The following is a 16,300-nucleotide window of genomic DNA, read 5'->3' on the forward strand; positions in this document are numbered from 1 at the left end:
CCCATGTCCGGTGAATGGATTTCGTTCGATTTCGGTGCTCTGCTCAACAGCTTCTGGGCCACCACTTTCGACGGCCTCACTCTGGGAGCCATCTACGCTCTCGTCGCACTCGGGTACACCCTGGTCTACGGTGTGCTCAACCTCATCAACTTCGCCCACTCGGAGGTCTTCATCGCTGGAGCCTTCGCTGTGGTCTTCTTCCTCAGCAGTCTCGGCTTCGGCCCCTCGGCGCCGACCCTGCCCCTGGGAATGCTCATACTCGACCTTGTGCTGGCAGGGATCATCGCAATGGTGGTCTCCGGAGGCACTGCGATCATCGTCGAACGCGTGGCGTACAAACCGCTGCGCGATCGGGGCGCTTCACGACTCGCGTTCCTCATCTCCGCGATCGGCATGTCCTTCGTCCTCCAGTACATCTTCTTCGAATGGCGCGGACCCAATGCCGAGCCGAGCGTGACGATGTTCCGGCCGAAGCCCATCTTCGAGGTCTTCGGCGCGATCATCGACTCGCAGCAGCTGACGATCGTCATCGCCGCCCTCATCATGATGGTGTGCGTCGACCAGGTGGTCAGGAGGACGAAGCTGGGCCGCGGCATCCGCGCCGTCGCCCAGGACCCCGACACTGCCACGCTCATGGGAGTCAACCGGGAGCGGATCATCGTCGCGACCTTCGCGATCGGCGGATTCCTCGCCGGAGCCGCCGCGCTGTTCTACGTCATGCGCGTTCCCGCCGGAGTCTTCTACATGGGCGGGTTCATCCTCGGCATCAAGGCCTTCACCGCGGCCGTGCTCGGAGGGATCGGAAACGTCCGCGGAGCTCTCCTCGGCGGACTGCTGGTCGGTCTGATCGGCAACTACGGAGCCACCATCCTCGGTGACTCCCAATGGACAGACGTCGTGATCTTCGTCGTCCTGATCCTCGTTCTGATGATCCGACCCAACGGAATACTCGGCACCAACCTAGGGGAGGCGAGAGTCTGATGTCTGCTCACAGTCCTTTGAGCTCGGCCGGAGCCAAACAGGCCGAAGCGGCCGGCAAACTCGGCCACAAGCGTCCCAGCTGGTACCTGCGCCTCAAATCATGGTGGAACGACCGGTCTCGCTGGCAGCAGTGGCTCCTGCTCCTCGTCGTCGTGATCCTCGCCTACCTCCTGCCCGTCATCAACCCTCCGCTGATCACGACGGAGCCGTCGAACGACTTCGCGATCTCGTGCTTCAACATGGCTCTGTACGGCCTCGTCGCACTCGGACTCAACGTCGTCGTCGGGCAGGCGGGCCTGCTCGACCTGGGATACATCGGCTTCTTCGCAGTCGGGGCCTACACAGCCTCGCTGTGGACCTCGCCCGACTCACCGCTCGTTCACATCCCCTACCTCTGGACGCTGCCCCTGGCGATGATCGTCACGGTCGTCTTCGGCATCGCGCTCGGAATCCCGACTCTGCGCCTGCGCGGAGACTACCTGGCGATCGTGACCTTGGGCTTCGGCGAGATCATCCGTCTGCTCGCGACGATCATCCCGGTCCTCAAAGGCAACACGGGGTTCCAGAACATCGGTCGACCTCCCGGGGAGATCGACGGGTCACCGATCTTCTCGGCGTCGAACGGTCTGCCCTGGTACTGGTTCACGGTGACGGTCATCGTCATCGTCATGATCCTCCTCGGCAACCTCGAACGCTCTCGCGTCGGTCGCGCCTGGTTCGCGATCCGTGAGGACGAGGACGCCGCGGAGATCATGGGAGTGCCGACCTTCCGCTTCAAACTTGCCGCATTCGGCACGGGTGCCGCACTCGGTGGACTCTCGGGAGCACTCCTGGCCGGTCAGGTCGGCTTCGTCAACAACCAGAAGTTCGACGTGCCGACGTCGATCCTCTTCCTCGCCGCGGTGATCCTCGGTGGGCAGGGCAACAAGCTCGGCGTCGTCATCGGCGGTGCGATCGTCGCGTACGTCCCGTTGCGGTTCACCGCCCTGGGCGGATGGAAGTTCCTCATCTTCGGCGTCGTGCTCGTCCTGCTGATGATCTTCCGTTCACAGGGTCTGTTCGGCAAGAAGCCGAAGCTGCTGACCTACACCGCGCGGATCCGCAGGAAGGTCAAACACGAGGCGTCACCGGAACCGGGGGATCCACCGCACGAGGCGACCGCCTCGGCGACGGATCGATCCGGTATCGACGAGAACACGGATCGATCCGGTATCGACGAGAACACCGACGACGGAGACGAAGGAGGTCGGGCATGAATGCCGACGCGAATCTGACAGAGGTTGCCCCGGAGCGCGATATCGCCGTGGCCGAAGGAGACACGCTGGTCAAGGTCAAGGACCTCAGCGTCGTCTTCGGCGGACTGACAGCTCTCGACTCGGTCTCGTTCGACATCAGGCGCGGTGAGATCCTCGGCCTCATCGGACCCAACGGCGCGGGCAAGACCACATGCTTCAATGCCATGACCGGTGTGTACAAGCCCAGCCAGGGCAGCGTGATGCTCGAGGGCCACTCCCTGCTGGGTCTGAAGAAGCACCGGATCACCCGACTGGGTCTGGCTCGGACATTCCAGAACATCCGACTCTTCGGTGAGATGACGGCCCTGGAGAATGTGGCCGTCGGCCTCGACGCCCGGCACAAATCGGGCATGATCTCTGCGATGCTGCGGACTCCTCGCCACTACCGCGAGGAGAAGCAGATCATCACGCGCGGAATGGAGCTCCTCGAGTTCGTCGGGATCGCGGATCGCGCACTCGACCGGGCGAAGGACCTGCCGTATGGCTATCAGCGTCGGCTGGAGATCGCCCGTGCCCTGGCCACGGATCCCAAGCTGCTCTGTCTTGATGAGCCTGCTGCGGGGTTCAACCCGGCCGAGAAGGAAGAGCTGATGGAGCTCATCCACACAGTGCGGGACGAGGGGTACACGATTCTCCTCATCGAGCACGACATGAAGCTCGTCATGGGCGTCACGGATCGCATCGTGGTCCTGGAGTTCGGAAAGAAGATCGCCGACGACATCCCGTCTGCGATCCGTGAGGACCCGGCAGTCATCGCTGCCTACCTGGGACAGGAGGAGCCAGATGCCACTGCTTGAGGTCAAAGATCTGGAGGTGCGCTACGGGCGCATCAAAGCCGTCGAGCACATCGACGTCGCCGTCGAAGCGGGAGAGGTTGTCGTCCTCATCGGTGCCAACGGTGCTGGGAAGACCACAACCATGCGAGCCGTCTCCGGACTGCTGGCAGCTCGTCAGGGATCGATCACCTTCAAAGGTGAGGACGTCACCCGGCTCAAGGGGCACCGACGTGTGGCGAAGGGCATCTCGTTGGTGCCGGAAGGGCGCGGCATCTTCCCCGGGATGACCGTGCGGGAGAACCTCGAGATGGGAACCTATGCCCTCAAGGGCAAGAACCCCGAATCGGAGTACGACCGTGTCTTCGAGCTGTTCCCCCGCCTCAAGGAGCGGTCCACCCAGTTGGGCGGCACGATGTCGGGCGGAGAACAGCAGATGCTCGCCATCGGGCGGGCGCTGATGGCCAGCCCCGAGGTGCTGCTGCTCGACGAACCGTCTATGGGCCTGGCGCCGCAGTTCATCCGGCAGATCTTCTCGATCATCAGGGAGATCAATTCGCAGGGGACGACAGTGCTGCTCGTCGAGCAGAACGCGAATCAGGCGCTGGCGATCGCGGACCGGGCATGCGTCCTCGAAGCCGGCCGTTTGACGAAGACGGGAACCGGCAAGGAACTGCTCGCGGACAACACGATCCGCGACGTCTACCTCGGCGGCGGCTGAGCGCCGATGCGCTCTCAGCGGTGCTTATCCGGTTCGGGTCAGTGTCGTGTCAGGGGGTGGGGTTAGTGTTGAGCTATGAGCTCAGCACGACCCCTGCCCGCCATCGGCCACAGGCCCGATGTCACGCGTACCGTCGCCCCGTTCGAAGTCATCTCCGAATACTCGCCCTCCGGTGATCAGCCCACTGCCATCAAGGAGATCGCCCAGCGCCTCGACGAGGGGGAGCGTGACATCGTCCTCCTCGGTGCGACCGGTACGGGCAAGTCCGCGACCACGGCCTGGCTGATCGAGCAGGTGCAGAGACCGACCCTGATCATGGCTCCGAACAAGACGCTGGCCGCACAGCTGGCCAACGAGTTCCGGCAGCTTCTGCCCAACAACGCCGTCGAATACTTCGTCTCCTACTACGACTACTACCAGCCTGAGGCCTATGTGCCCCAGACCGATACCTTCATCGAGAAGGACTCGTCGATCAACGACGAGGTTGAACGTCTGCGGCACTCTGCGACGAACTCCCTGCTCACCCGTCGTGATGTGGTCGTGGTTTCGACAGTGTCGTGCATCTACGGTCTGGGCACCCCGGAGGAGTACGTCGACAGGATGGTGACCCTGCAGCGCGGTCAGCAGTGCGACCGGGACGAACTTCTCAAACGATTCGTGTCCATGCAGTACGCGCGCAACGACATGGCGTTCACGCGCGGGACCTTCCGCGTCCGCGGAGACACCGTCGAGATCATTCCGCAGTACGAGGAACTGGCTCTGCGCATCGAGTTCTTCGGCGACGAGATCGAGTCCCTCCAGACGCTGCATCCGCTCACGGGTGAGATCGTGCGAGACGAGGAGACGATCCATGTCTTCCCAGCCACGCATTACGTAGCGGGCGAAGACCGAATGGGACGGGCCATCAGCGAGATCGAAGACGAACTGCAGACTCGTCTGAGCGAATTCGAAGCGCAGAACAAACTTCTCGAGGCGCAGCGTCTGAAGATGCGCACAACCTATGACCTCGAGATGATGGAGTCGATGGGATTCACCTCAGGCATCGAGAACTATTCTCGACACATCGACGGCAGAGCCGCCGGCACAGCGCCGAACTGCCTGCTCGACTACTTCCCGGAGGACTTCCTCCTCGTCATCGATGAATCCCACGTGACGGTTCCGCAGATCGGCGGAATGTACGAAGGCGACATGTCGCGTAAACGAACGCTCGTCGAGCACGGATTCCGCCTGCCCAGTGCCATGGACAACCGGCCGCTGAAGTTCAACGAATTCCGTGAACGCGTCGGCCAGGCCGTCTACCTGTCGGCCACGCCCGGAAACTTCGAACTCGGCGAGGCGGACGGGTACGTCCAGCAGATCATCCGCCCGACCGGTCTCGTCGATCCCGAGATCGTCGTCAAGCCGACCAAGGGTCAGATCGACGATCTTCTCGATGAGATCAGAACCCGGGTCGATGCCAATGAGCGCGTCCTGGTCACTACCCTGACGAAGAAAATGGCCGAAGACCTCACGGACTACCTGCTCGAACACGATGTGCGCGTGCAATACCTCCACTCCGACGTCGACACCCTGCGGCGAGTGGAGCTCCTGACCGAGCTGCGAGCCGGCGAGTTCGACGTCCTCGTGGGAATCAACCTCCTCCGCGAGGGCCTCGACCTCCCCGAGGTCTCGCTCGTCGCGATCCTCGACGCCGACAAGGAGGGCTTCCTGCGCTCGGCGACCTCACTGATCCAGACCATCGGACGTGCGGCCCGTAATATCCACGGTCAGGTCCACATGTATGCGGACACCATCACCCGCTCGATGCGGGAGGCGATCGATGAGACGGATCGGCGGCGTGAGATCCAGGTTGCCTACAACAAGGAGCACGGGGTCGACCCGATGCCCTTGGTCAAGAAGATCGCGGACATCACGGAGCGTCTCCAGCGTGAAGACGCCGACACCCGTGAACTCCTCACCGAATTCGACTACGGCAAGGGCAAGCGGGGCTACAACTCGGCGCTCACCGATGAACAGCGCGCGGCTGCGGACAAGGCCGCAGGCAAGGCCGGTTCGCTGCGCCCACCGGCTGCGGACCTCACCGAGCTCATCGAATCTCTGACCTCGCAGATGCACGCCGCGGCGGCAGAACTGCAGTTCGAACTCGCCGGACGGCTGCGCGACGAGCTCTCAGACCTCAAACAGGAGCTGCGGCAGATGAAGGAGGCGGGGCACGCCTGACAGGCGAAGCACCTCTGCACCTGGTCGCGCCGACGCGGAGGGTCGGCCGGTGTCGGTGTGACCTGCAGACAAGGCCGCTTCGCGTCCCGGTACTGCGGTCCGTGTAAACTGGGCCGTCGGAGGGGAGTATCCCAAAAGCTCCGAACTCGTCATCACGGTCCAGCTCATGGATCCGGGTTCGGACGCTGACCTGCCGGTCTGCGGGAGAGACTTTCGAAACGTACGGCTGTGCGCCGACGAATGCGCACGTTCAACCGCGAAAGGCTTCCATGACAACGCAACTGCCCCTATGGTTCGAGGCCGGGTCACTCATCGTTCTCGTCCTCATCCTCGTCGTCGATCTCCTGCTGGTGATCAAACGACCTCACATTCCCTCGATGCGGGAGTCCTCCCTGTGGGTGGCCTTCTACGTCACTCTTGCACTGCTGTTCGCCGTGGCGATGTACTTCATGGCCGATGGCGAACATGCCAGCCAATTCCTTGCAGGTTGGCTGACCGAATACAGCCTGAGCATCGACAATCTCTTCGTCTTCGTCATCATCATGACCCGCTTTAAGGTGCCTCGTCAGTACCAGCAGGAAGTCCTCATGGTGGGCATCATCATCGCGCTTGTCTTCCGCGGTGCCTTCATCCTTGCCGGCTCCGTCGTCATCGAAATGTTCATCTCGGTGTTCTACATCTTCGGTGCCTTCCTCCTCTGGACCGCCTGGAACCAGGCGTTCGGCAGTGAGGATGAAAGCGATGAGGACAACCGCTTCGTCAAATGGCTTAAGACCAAGATCAGCATCTCCGACGACTTCGACGGCAACAAGCTGAAGACCACGGTCAAGGGGGAGAAGTTCTACACCCCGATGCTGCTCGTCTTCATTGCGATCGGCACCACCGATGTGATGTTCGCCCTCGACTCGATCCCAGCGATCTTCGGCATCACCCAGAGCCCGTTCATCGTCTTCACCACCAACATCTTCGCGCTCATGGGCCTTCGCCAGCTCTACTTCATGCTCGGAGGACTGCTCGATCGGCTCATCTACCTCAAATACGGCATCGCCGCGATCCTCGCCTTCATCGGCGTCAAACTCATCCTCCACGCGGCTCACGAGAACAATCTGCCGTTCATCAACGACGGTCAGCCGCTGACCTGGGTGCCCGACATATCGACCGGTCTCTCACTGATCGTCATCGTCGGGTGCATGGCCGTCGCCACCATCGCGAGCCTCATCGTCATGAAGCGCCGCCACCAGCACGTCAAATACGGCCCCGTCGAACACGAAGCTCATCACGACGGTGTCGGCCACAGCGGGGGACACCCTGCAGGTGAGGCGACTCAGATGTCTTCGTCCGAGGCAGCACCAGAATCACCTCGGTCCGCACACGACTCAGGTTCTGATGACTCGTCGGACGGTAGCGAGTCCGGCTCCGGCAGGGAACCAGGTTCACGATGAGACCCTGCACGAGACGCCGCGCACGTTACTGCGGCGAGTGAGCTCATCACTTGTCAGTTCGGCTCCGTCGATTACTCGACGGGGCCGAACAGCAATCGGTGCGGTGCTCAGACCTCGATCAGTCGGCGCGCAGCAAGGTCGGTCACTCAGCAGACTTCGGTCAGTCAGCCGACTTCGGTCAGTCAGCCGACTTCGGTCAGTCAGCCGACAGAGGCCCGAAGACCGGCGTCCACTCCCGGACGATCGTCTCGTCGATGACACCGATCGACGCATAAGGATCGGCGGCCAGATGGCGAGCGATCTCCGCCTTGTCCGCTGCCTTGAGGATCAGCAGTCCGCCGGGCACCGGATCATTGTCCAGCGGACCGGACGCCAGAATGGTTCCCGCCTCATGCAGCTCAGCCTGCCAGGCACGGTGCGCAGGACGGTGCTCCATCCGGGTGTCGGTATCGGGTCCATAGACATAGTTGACGGTGAAGACCGGCATCTGAAACTCCTGAGGTTCGAACAATAGGATGGACATCAGTCTAAACGGAAAGGTCTGTGCATAGTTGTGGCGAGATTGCAGGAGATCCCAGCGGAGTTCGCTGATGAAGACGCAGTGTACGAGGCCTTCGGCCGCTACTGCGAAGAGCTGGGAATCGAACCGTACCCCGCTCAGGACGAGGCCTTCCTCGACATTCTGGCCGGCGACAATACAGTCATGGCGACTCCCACGGGGTCAGGTAAGTCCCTCGTGGCACTGTTCGCGCTGTATCTGTCCTTCACCCGCGGGATCAGGGCCTACTACACCGCCCCTCTCAAGGCTCTGGTGAGTGAGAAGTTCTTCTCACTCATCGACGCCTTCGGTCCGGAGAACGTCGGCATGATCACCGGCGACTCGACCGTCAACGGCGACGCCCCAGTGATCTGTGCGACTGCAGAGATCTTGGCCAATCAGTCCCTGCGCGAGGGCGGAATGCTCGATGCGGGCATGGTGGTCATGGACGAGTTCCACTACGTCGCCGACCCCTCTCGCGGATGGGCGTGGCAGGTGCCTCTGCTGGAGATGCCGCAGGCACAGTTCGTGCTCATGTCGGCCACGCTCGGAGACACCTCAGAGATCTGCCGGACGATGGAGGACACGACGGGGCGCGACAGCTCCGTCGTCACCTCGGCGACCCGTCCCGTCCCACTCGAATACGAATATTCGACCGAAACTCTCTCGGACACCCTGCAGGGATTGGTCCGCCACGACAAAGCACCTGTCTACGTGGTGTCCTACTCTCAGGCCGGCGCCATCGACCTCGCCACGAACCTGCTCTCCATCGATCTCGCTTCGAAGGAGCAAAAGGCGGCGATTGCGGCGGCGATCAAAGGCTTCGCCTTCGCGAAGGGCTTCGGACAGAACCTGCGCAAGCTGCTCCAGCACGGGGTCGGCGTCCACCATGCCGGCATGCTCCCCAAATACCGTCGACTCGTCGAACAGCTGGCACTCAAAGGCCTTCTGCTCGTCATCTCCGGCACGGACACCCTGGGCGTGGGCATCAACGTTCCGATCCGCTCCGTCCTGCTCACCGGGCTGACGAAGTTCGACGGTCGCAGGATGCGCAAGCTCAGCGTCAGAGAGTTCCAGCAGCTGGCAGGACGTGCGGGTCGAGCAGGATTCGACACCCGCGGCTATGTCGTCGCTCAGGCGCCCGAACACGTCATTGAGAATCTCCGGGCCGAGGCCAAGGCCGCCAACGCGGACAAGAAGAAGAAAAAGGTCAAGAAGAAGGCGGCCCCCGCCGGATTCGTCGGCTGGTCCGAGGAGACCTTCACGAAACTCATTGAATCCCAGGCGGAGTCGCTGCGCCCACGCATGCGCATCGACCACTCGACGATCCTCAATCTCGTCGCCCGTCCAGGATCAGATGTGTCGACCATCAGCGCCTTCATCGACAAGACACATGAGAGCCGTGAACGCCACCTCGACCTCAAGCTGACCGCGCTGAGCATCGGCCGTTCGCTCATCGATGCCGGCCTCATTGTGTCCAAGGGCGACGAACTCGTCCCGACGACGGACCTCGGGCCGCAGTTCGCGCTCAATCAGCCGCTGGCTCCATTCGTGCTCGCCGCGCTCGAACTCTTCGACCAAGATTCCGAGACCTACGCCCTCGACGTGGTCTCCCTCGTCGAGGCCACAACCTCAGTGCCGTTCCCCGTGCTCAAGGGACAACTTGATCGGATCAAACGCGACACCTTGGGCGAGCTCAAGGCCGAAGGCCTCGAATACCCGGAGCGGATGGCGATCCTCGACGAGATCGAAGGGCCCAAACCGCTTGCGGAGCTGCTCGATCCGGCCTTCGACCACTTCATCGAAACCCACCCGTGGCTGCGCGGCGGCGGCTTCGAACCGAAGTCGATCGTGCGCGACATGTGTGAGCAGGCGATGGGCTTCACCCAGTTCGTCAGCTACTACAGCCTGGCGAGGGTCGAAGGCAGCCTGCTGCGCTACCTCACGGACGTATTCCGGGCGCTGACACACAACGTGCCCGCGGATCACCGGACCGACGAACTGGCGACGATCATCGAATGGTTGGGCGAGACCATCGCCCGCACCGATTCCTCCCTGCTCGACGAATGGCGCACTCTGCAAGGTCTGTCGCCGACGGACTTCGCAGACGAAGAGCTGCCGGACCTCGACCGCAAGTTCTCCGACAACACGAAGGTCTTCACCGCCGAGGTGCGCAACGCCCTGTTCCACCGCGTGCTCCTCGCCGAACGCGCCGACTACAGCGAACTCGGCCGACTCGACGCCGACAGCGGCTTCGGCGCCACCGCCTGGGAGGATGCGATCGAAGACTTCTACGAGGAATACGGAGACCTGCTCGTCGACGGCAAAGCCAGGGGCAAGGAATATATCTCGATCGAAACCGGTTCACAGATCTGGACCGTTCGTCAGACTTTGGCCGACCCCGATGACAACAGGGACTGGGCGATCGACGCCGAGGTGGACGTTCCCGCCAGTGACGAAGCCGGAGACATCGTGCTCCGAATCCTCCATGTCGGAGAGATCAGCGCCAGTCCCCGTTCCAGCAATGTCAGTGCCGAGTAATACAGTGGACAGGTGATGAAAACGAACAGCGTCGAACAGGCTGAGCAGACGGTCGGTGTGTCCCATCTGGATACCCTGTGGGTCAAGGGCGCGCGCGCCCACAACCTGAAGAATGTGGAGATCGCCCTTCCGCGAGACTCCATGGTCGTCTTCACCGGATTGTCGGGCTCAGGCAAATCGTCCCTGGCCTTCGACACGATCTTCGCCGAGGGCCAGCGACGCTACGTCGAATCGCTGTCCTCCTATGCCCGAATGTTCCTGGGCCAGATGGACAAACCGGACGTCGATTTCATCGAGGGTCTCTCTCCTGCGGTCTCCATCGATCAGAAATCCACATCCCGCAACCCTCGGTCGACAGTCGGCACCATCACCGAGGTGTACGACTTCCTCCGTCTGCTGTGGGCCAGGATTGGCGTACCGCACTGTCCTGTCTGCGGCGAGGTCATCACGAAACAGACCCCGCAGCAGATCGTCGATCAGCTCCTCGAGCTCGAGGAGCGGACCAAATTCCTCGTCCTCGCCCCGGTCGTCCGGTCCCGTAAAGGCGAATTCGTCGACCTGTTCACCGACCTGCAGGCGAAGGGGTTCTCCCGCGCCATCGTCGACGGCGAGCAGATCAGCCTGAGCGAACCGCCGACCTTGGAGAAGCAGTACAAGCACACGATCTCCGTGGTCGTCGACCGGCTGGTGGCGAAATCCGGTCTGCGCCCGCGACTGACCGACTCCGTGGAGACCGCACTCGGACTCGCCGATGGCCGCATCGACGTCGATCTCGTCGACGAGGGGACGACTCGCACCTTCTCCGAGCACATGTCGTGCCCGAACGAGCACCCGCTGACGATCGATGAGATCGAACCGCGCACCTTCTCATTCAACTCTCCCTTCGGTGCCTGCCCCACCTGTGACGGCATCGGCACACGACTCCAGGTCGATGAGAGTCTCGTCGTGCCCGATGAGGATCTCAGCCTCGGCGAGGGCGCGATCGCTCCCTGGTCGGGTGGAAAACAGGTAACCAAGTACTTCAACCGGCTCCTCAAAGGTCTTGGTGACGAACTCGGCTTCGACATGAAGACCGCGTGGAAGGACCTGAAGAAGTCCGACAGGGATGCCGTTCTCACAGGCAAGGACTACCAGGTCCATGTCAAGTACAAGAACCGCTTCGGACGTGAACGCACCTATTCGACCGGTTTCGAAGGCGTGTACCAGTACATCCAGCGCAAGCATGATGAGACCGAGTCAGACTGGTCGCGCGAGCGCTATGAGTCCTACATGCGCGAGATCCCGTGCGGGAGCTGCAACGGCACCCGCCTCAAGCCGGAGATCCTGGCTGTCAAGGTCGGCGACAAATCCATCGCCGACGTGGCTGAGCTCGCTCTCGACGAAGCCGCGGAATTCCTCTCGCAGCTCGATCTGAGTCCCCGCGACGCGGCCGTGGCCGCACAGGTGATGAAGGAGATCAACGCTCGGCTGGGCTTCCTCCTCGACGTCGGCCTCGACTACCTCAGCCTCGACCGGGCAGCAGGCACGCTCTCCGGCGGTGAGGCTCAGCGCATCCGCCTGGCGACCCAGATCGGTTCGGGCCTTGTGGGCGTGCTCTACGTCCTCGACGAACCTTCGATCGGCCTCCACCAGCGCGACAACCGTCGACTCATCGAGACTCTCATCAAACTCAAGGAGCTCGGCAATACGCTCATCGTCGTCGAGCACGACGAGGACACCATCGCCTCGGCGGATTGGATCGTCGACATCGGTCCCGGCGCCGGCGAACACGGGGGCGAGGTCATCTATTCGGGCCCGGTCGACGGGCTGAAGGACGCCGAACGTTCAATCACCGGTGACTATCTCGCCGGCCGTCGCGCGATCCAGGTGCCCACGACCCGCCGTCCGGTCGACAAAGACCGTGTCGTCACCGTCGAGAAGGCGGTGGAGAACAATCTGCGCAATGTCACGGTGTCGTTCCCGCTCGGTGTGCTCACAGCGGTCACCGGTGTCTCAGGATCCGGCAAGTCGACGCTGGTCAACGAGATCCTCTACACGCAGATGGCCAACGTCCTCAACGGTGCTTCGCGAGTGCCCGGACGCCACAAGCGCGTGACAGGACTCGACAACCTCGACAAGGTCGTCCACGTCGACCAGTCGCCTATCGGCCGTACCCCGCGCTCGAACCCGGCCACCTACACCGGCGTCTTCGATCGCATCCGCCGTCTGTTCGCGGAGACCGAATCTGCGAAGGTCCGCGGCTACCAACCGGGCCGGTTCTCGTTCAACGTCAAGGGCGGTCGCTGTGAGAACTGCAGCGGCGACGGCACGATCAAGATCGAGATGAACTTCCTGCCCGACGTCTACGTCACCTGCGAGGTCTGCGGGGGAGCGAGGTACAACAGGGAGACCTTGGAAGTCACGTTCAAGGGCAAGTCCATCGCCGAGGTGCTGCAGATGCCCATCGAAGAGGGCGCCGAGTTCTTCGCTGCGATCCCTGCGATCGCGCGGCACCTCAACACCCTCGTCGAGGTGGGGCTGGGCTACGTCCGACTGGGTCAGCCCGCGACCACGCTCTCCGGTGGTGAGGCTCAACGTGTCAAGCTCGCAGCCGAACTCCAGAAGCGCTCCCGCGGCCGGACCGTCTACGTCCTCGACGAACCGACCACCGGTCTGCACTTCGAAGACATCTCGAAGCTGCTGCACGTCCTGCAGGGGCTCGTCGACAAGGGCAACACTGTCATCGTCATCGAACACAACCTCGACGTCATCGGCAACGCCGATCACGTCATCGACCTCGGTCCCGAAGGCGGACGGGGCGGTGGACAGGTCATCGCCCAGGGCACCCCTGAGGAGGTTGCGAACAACCCGGCAAGCCATACCGGGCGTTTCCTCAAAGCGATGCTCGATGGCTGACCCAGCAAGCTACCGCCCGGCGACGGGCAGCATCCCGACCTCGCCCGGGGTCTACAAATTCCGAGACCCCGACCGTCGGGTGATCTATGTCGGCAAGGCGAAGAACCTCCGCAATCGACTCAACTCGTACTTCTCGAATCCAGCCCAGCTGCACCCGAGGACCTCGACCATGGTCCACACTGCCGCTTCGGTGGAGTGGACCGTCGTCGACACCGAGGTCGAGGCTCTGCAGCTCGAGTGGACGTGGATCAACGAGTTCAACCCGCGGTTCAACGTCATGTTCCGCGACGACAAGTCGTACCCGTATCTTGCGATCACGATGAACGACGAAGTACCCCGCGCCTTCATCACCCGCGGGAAACGTCGCAAAGGCGTGAAGTACTTCGGGCCGTTCGCTCAGGTGTGGGCGATCAAGGACACCCTCGACCTGCTGCTCAAAGCCTTCCCGATGCGCACGTGCACGGCAGGTGTGTTCCGACGGGCTGAACGCAGCGGCCGCCCGTGCCTGCTCGGCTACATCGACAAATGCGCGGCCCCCTGCGTCGGTCAGATCAGCATCAATGAGCATCGTGACCTTGCCCGCAGCATCTCCGACTTCATGTCCGGCAATACGGGACGCTTCATCAGCTACCGGCAGAAGGAGATGGCTGCCGCGGCGGCTGAACTCGACTACGAGCGGGCGGCTCGGCTGCGCGACGAGATCGCCGCACTGCAGAAGGTCCTCGACAAGTCGGCCGTTGTCCTCTCGGTCAACGCTGACTGCGACGTGTTCGCGCTCGTCACCGAGGAGCTCGAAGCCTCGGTTCAGGTCTTTCACGTCCGCCAGGGCCGCATCCGCGGTCAGCGTGGCTGGATCATCGAACGCTCCGACGATCACAGCCCCGCGGAGCTGACCACGGACTACCTCCGACAGGCGTACACGGGGCTTGACGCAGACGCGATACCGAGGGAGATCCTCGTCGATACGCTTCCGGCGGATCTCGAATCCCTCGAGAGCTGGCTGAGTGAACAACGCGGCGGATCGAAGGTCGCGGTCAGAGTCCCCGAACGGGGAGAGAAGAAGGCCGTCCTCGAGACTGTGACGAAGAACGCGAAGGAAGCGCTCCTCCAGCACAAGCTCAAACGGTCCTCCGACCTCACGACCCGCAGCACGGCGCTCAAGGAAATCCAGGAGTACCTGTCTCTGCCGGAAGCGCCTCTGCGCATCGAGTGCATCGACATCTCCCACACGCAGGGTTCGAATGTCGTCGCATCGCTCGTGGTCTTCGAAGACGGGCTCGTGAAGAAGCGCGACTACCGCCATTTCGCAATCCACGGGGAAGCCGCCACCGATGACACGGCGTCCATGTACGACGTGGTATCCCGCCGCTTCAGCCGTTACCTCGAGCAGATGAGTTCCGACGAACCGGACGACCGCTTCGGCTACCGGCCCAGCCTGCTCGTCGTCGACGGGGCCGGCCCGCAGGTCGCTGCGGCGACTCGGGCCCTGAGCGATCTGGGCATCATCGACATCTCGGTCGTCGGACTGGCCAAGCGGTTGGAAGAGGTCTGGGTCCCCGACGATCCGTTCCCAGTCATCCTCCCGCGGAACTCCGAGGGTCTGTTCCTCATGCAGCGGCTCCGTGACGAGGCGCACCGTTTCGCCATCAGCTACCACCGCTCGAAGCGGGCGAAGGCGATGACGAGTTCCGTGCTCGACGACATCTCAGGGCTGGGAGAGTCCAAGCGGACAGCGCTGCTGCGCCACTTCGGCTCTGTCAAGAAGGTCAGAGCCGCCAGCATCGACGACCTCTGCGAAGTGCAGGGTATCGGACCGGCCCTGGCCGAGAAGATCGCCGCAGCTCTCGAGGACTGAGGCCTCGGAAACGGGAGTCCAGGTATTGCGTGCCAGGTGCCTGAACGCCTGCCCCGAATCCTTCCGACTGCTCGACAGTCGCCGAACTGATCTAGAGTAGTGCTCCAGAGCAGTCTCCCAGACCGATCCCCAAGGAGGACGCGTGAGTACGCAGGCCGAATCGAACGGTTCCGACCGTCCCATCGAGGTCGTCCTCGTGACGGGAATGTCCGGAGCGGGCCGAACCACCGTGGCCAATGTGCTCGAGGACATGGATTGGTACGTCGTCGACAATCTGCCCCCGCAGATGATGCGCCCGCTCGTCGAACTCGTCGCTCGAGCCGACGGCGCTGTGCCCAAGATCGCGATCGTCACCGATTCGAAGGGTCGTGCGAAGTACACAGAGCTTGAAGACACGATCGGGGACTTCGTCGATCAGGGTCTGTCGCTGCGCATCCTCTTCCTCGATGCCGGAGATGAGGTGCTCGTCAGGCGCTTCGAGTCCACTCGCAGACCACACCCGCTCCAGGCTGAGGGGACGCTGCTTGAGGGAATCGAATCCGAACGCACACTCCTCGCCTCCCTCAAACACCGTGCCGACATCATCATTGACACCACCGACCTCAACGTCCACCAGCTCTCCTCCCAGGTGCGTAAACGCTTCAGCAGCGAAGACGCCCCTCTGCTCCGGCTGACCGTGATGAGCTTCGGGTTCAAGTACGGACTGCCGAAGGACGCCGACCACATCGCCGACGTGCGCTTCCTGCCCAACCCCTACTGGATTCCGCACCTGCGCGGACACAACGGTCTCGACTCCGATGTCGCAGACTTCGTGCTCGCTCAAAACGGTGCCGAGGAATTCATCGAACGCTATACCGCCACCCTCTCGACTGTCGCGCAGGGCTACCTCCACGAAGGCCGCGGCTACGCGATGATCGGCATCGGCTGTACCGGTGGGAAGCATCGCTCCGTGGCTATCAGCGAACGCGTCGCCAAGAGCCTGGCCGCACAGACCGGAATTCCGGTCACCGTGCGACACCGCGACCTGGGGAGAGAATGA

General features: G+C 62.6%; 11 protein-coding genes. 10 read left to right on the top strand and 1 reads right to left on the bottom strand.

The features are described 5' to 3' along the window. Positions 1 to 3 precede the first annotated feature (3 nt). From MPN20_RS03105 to MPN20_RS03130, 6 genes are all read left to right on the top strand, one after another. Positions 4 to 981: a branched-chain amino acid ABC transporter permease gene (locus MPN20_RS03105; protein ID WP_242779395.1), complete on the top strand. Its 978-nt coding sequence runs from the start codon at positions 4 to 6 to the stop codon at positions 979 to 981. Next, positions 981 to 2,237: a branched-chain amino acid ABC transporter permease gene (locus tag MPN20_RS03110; protein WP_242779398.1), complete on the top strand. Its 1,257-nt coding sequence runs from the start codon at positions 981 to 983 to the stop codon at positions 2,235 to 2,237. Before MPN20_RS03105 ends, MPN20_RS03110 begins: the two co-directional genes overlap by 1 nt. Beyond that, positions 2,234 to 3,073: an ABC transporter ATP-binding protein gene (locus MPN20_RS03115; RefSeq protein WP_242779401.1), complete on the top strand. Its 840-nt coding sequence runs from the start codon at positions 2,234 to 2,236 to the stop codon at positions 3,071 to 3,073. The genes MPN20_RS03110 and MPN20_RS03115 overlap by 4 nt, the downstream gene beginning before the upstream one ends. After that, positions 3,060 to 3,770 (top strand): ABC transporter ATP-binding protein, encoded by a 711-nt coding sequence (locus MPN20_RS03120; protein ID WP_242779404.1) that lies wholly within the window; start codon positions 3,060 to 3,062, stop codon positions 3,768 to 3,770. Before MPN20_RS03115 ends, MPN20_RS03120 begins: the two co-directional genes overlap by 14 nt. A 75-nt stretch (positions 3,771 to 3,845) precedes the next feature. Further along, on the top strand, positions 3,846 to 5,990 hold the full coding sequence (uvrB, locus tag MPN20_RS03125; RefSeq protein WP_242779407.1) for an excinuclease ABC subunit UvrB: 2,145 nt from the start codon (positions 3,846 to 3,848) through the stop codon (positions 5,988 to 5,990). A 269-nt stretch (positions 5,991 to 6,259) separates the two neighbouring features. After that, positions 6,260 to 7,432 (top strand): TerC family protein, encoded by a 1,173-nt coding sequence (locus MPN20_RS03130; RefSeq protein ID WP_242779410.1) that lies wholly within the window; start codon positions 6,260 to 6,262, stop codon positions 7,430 to 7,432. Positions 7,433 to 7,628: 196 nt separating this feature from the next. Here the strand turns inward: MPN20_RS03130 and MPN20_RS03135 are convergent, their stop codons facing one another. Beyond that, entirely contained in the window at positions 7,629 to 7,919 is a 291-nt protein-coding gene (locus MPN20_RS03135; RefSeq protein ID WP_242779413.1) for a YciI family protein, read from the bottom strand. Between the two features lie 66 nt (positions 7,920 to 7,985). Here MPN20_RS03135 and MPN20_RS03140 point away from each other — a divergent pair, with 66 nt between their 5' ends. From MPN20_RS03140 to rapZ, 4 genes are all read left to right on the top strand, one after another. Next, positions 7,986 to 10,511: a DUF3516 domain-containing protein gene (locus MPN20_RS03140; RefSeq protein WP_242779416.1), complete on the top strand. Its 2,526-nt coding sequence runs from the start codon at positions 7,986 to 7,988 to the stop codon at positions 10,509 to 10,511. A gap of 15 nt (positions 10,512 to 10,526) precedes the next feature. Next, positions 10,527 to 13,406: an excinuclease ABC subunit UvrA gene (uvrA, locus tag MPN20_RS03145; RefSeq protein WP_242779419.1), complete on the top strand. Its 2,880-nt coding sequence runs from the start codon at positions 10,527 to 10,529 to the stop codon at positions 13,404 to 13,406. After that, the gene (gene uvrC / locus MPN20_RS03150; RefSeq protein ID WP_242779422.1) at positions 13,399 to 15,261 is read left to right on the top strand and encodes an excinuclease ABC subunit UvrC; all 1,863 of its coding nucleotides are present in this window, start codon (positions 13,399 to 13,401) and stop codon (positions 15,259 to 15,261) included. The genes uvrA and uvrC overlap by 8 nt, the downstream gene beginning before the upstream one ends. 142 nt (positions 15,262 to 15,403) lie before the next feature. After that, complete coding sequence (gene rapZ / locus MPN20_RS03155; RefSeq protein ID WP_242779425.1) at positions 15,404 to 16,300, top strand: RNase adapter RapZ; 897 nt, start codon at positions 15,404 to 15,406, stop codon at positions 16,298 to 16,300.

It is taken from the genome of Brevibacterium sp. ZH18 (assembly GCF_022748595.1).
GTDB lineage: Bacteria > Actinomycetota > Actinomycetes > Actinomycetales > Brevibacteriaceae > Brevibacterium.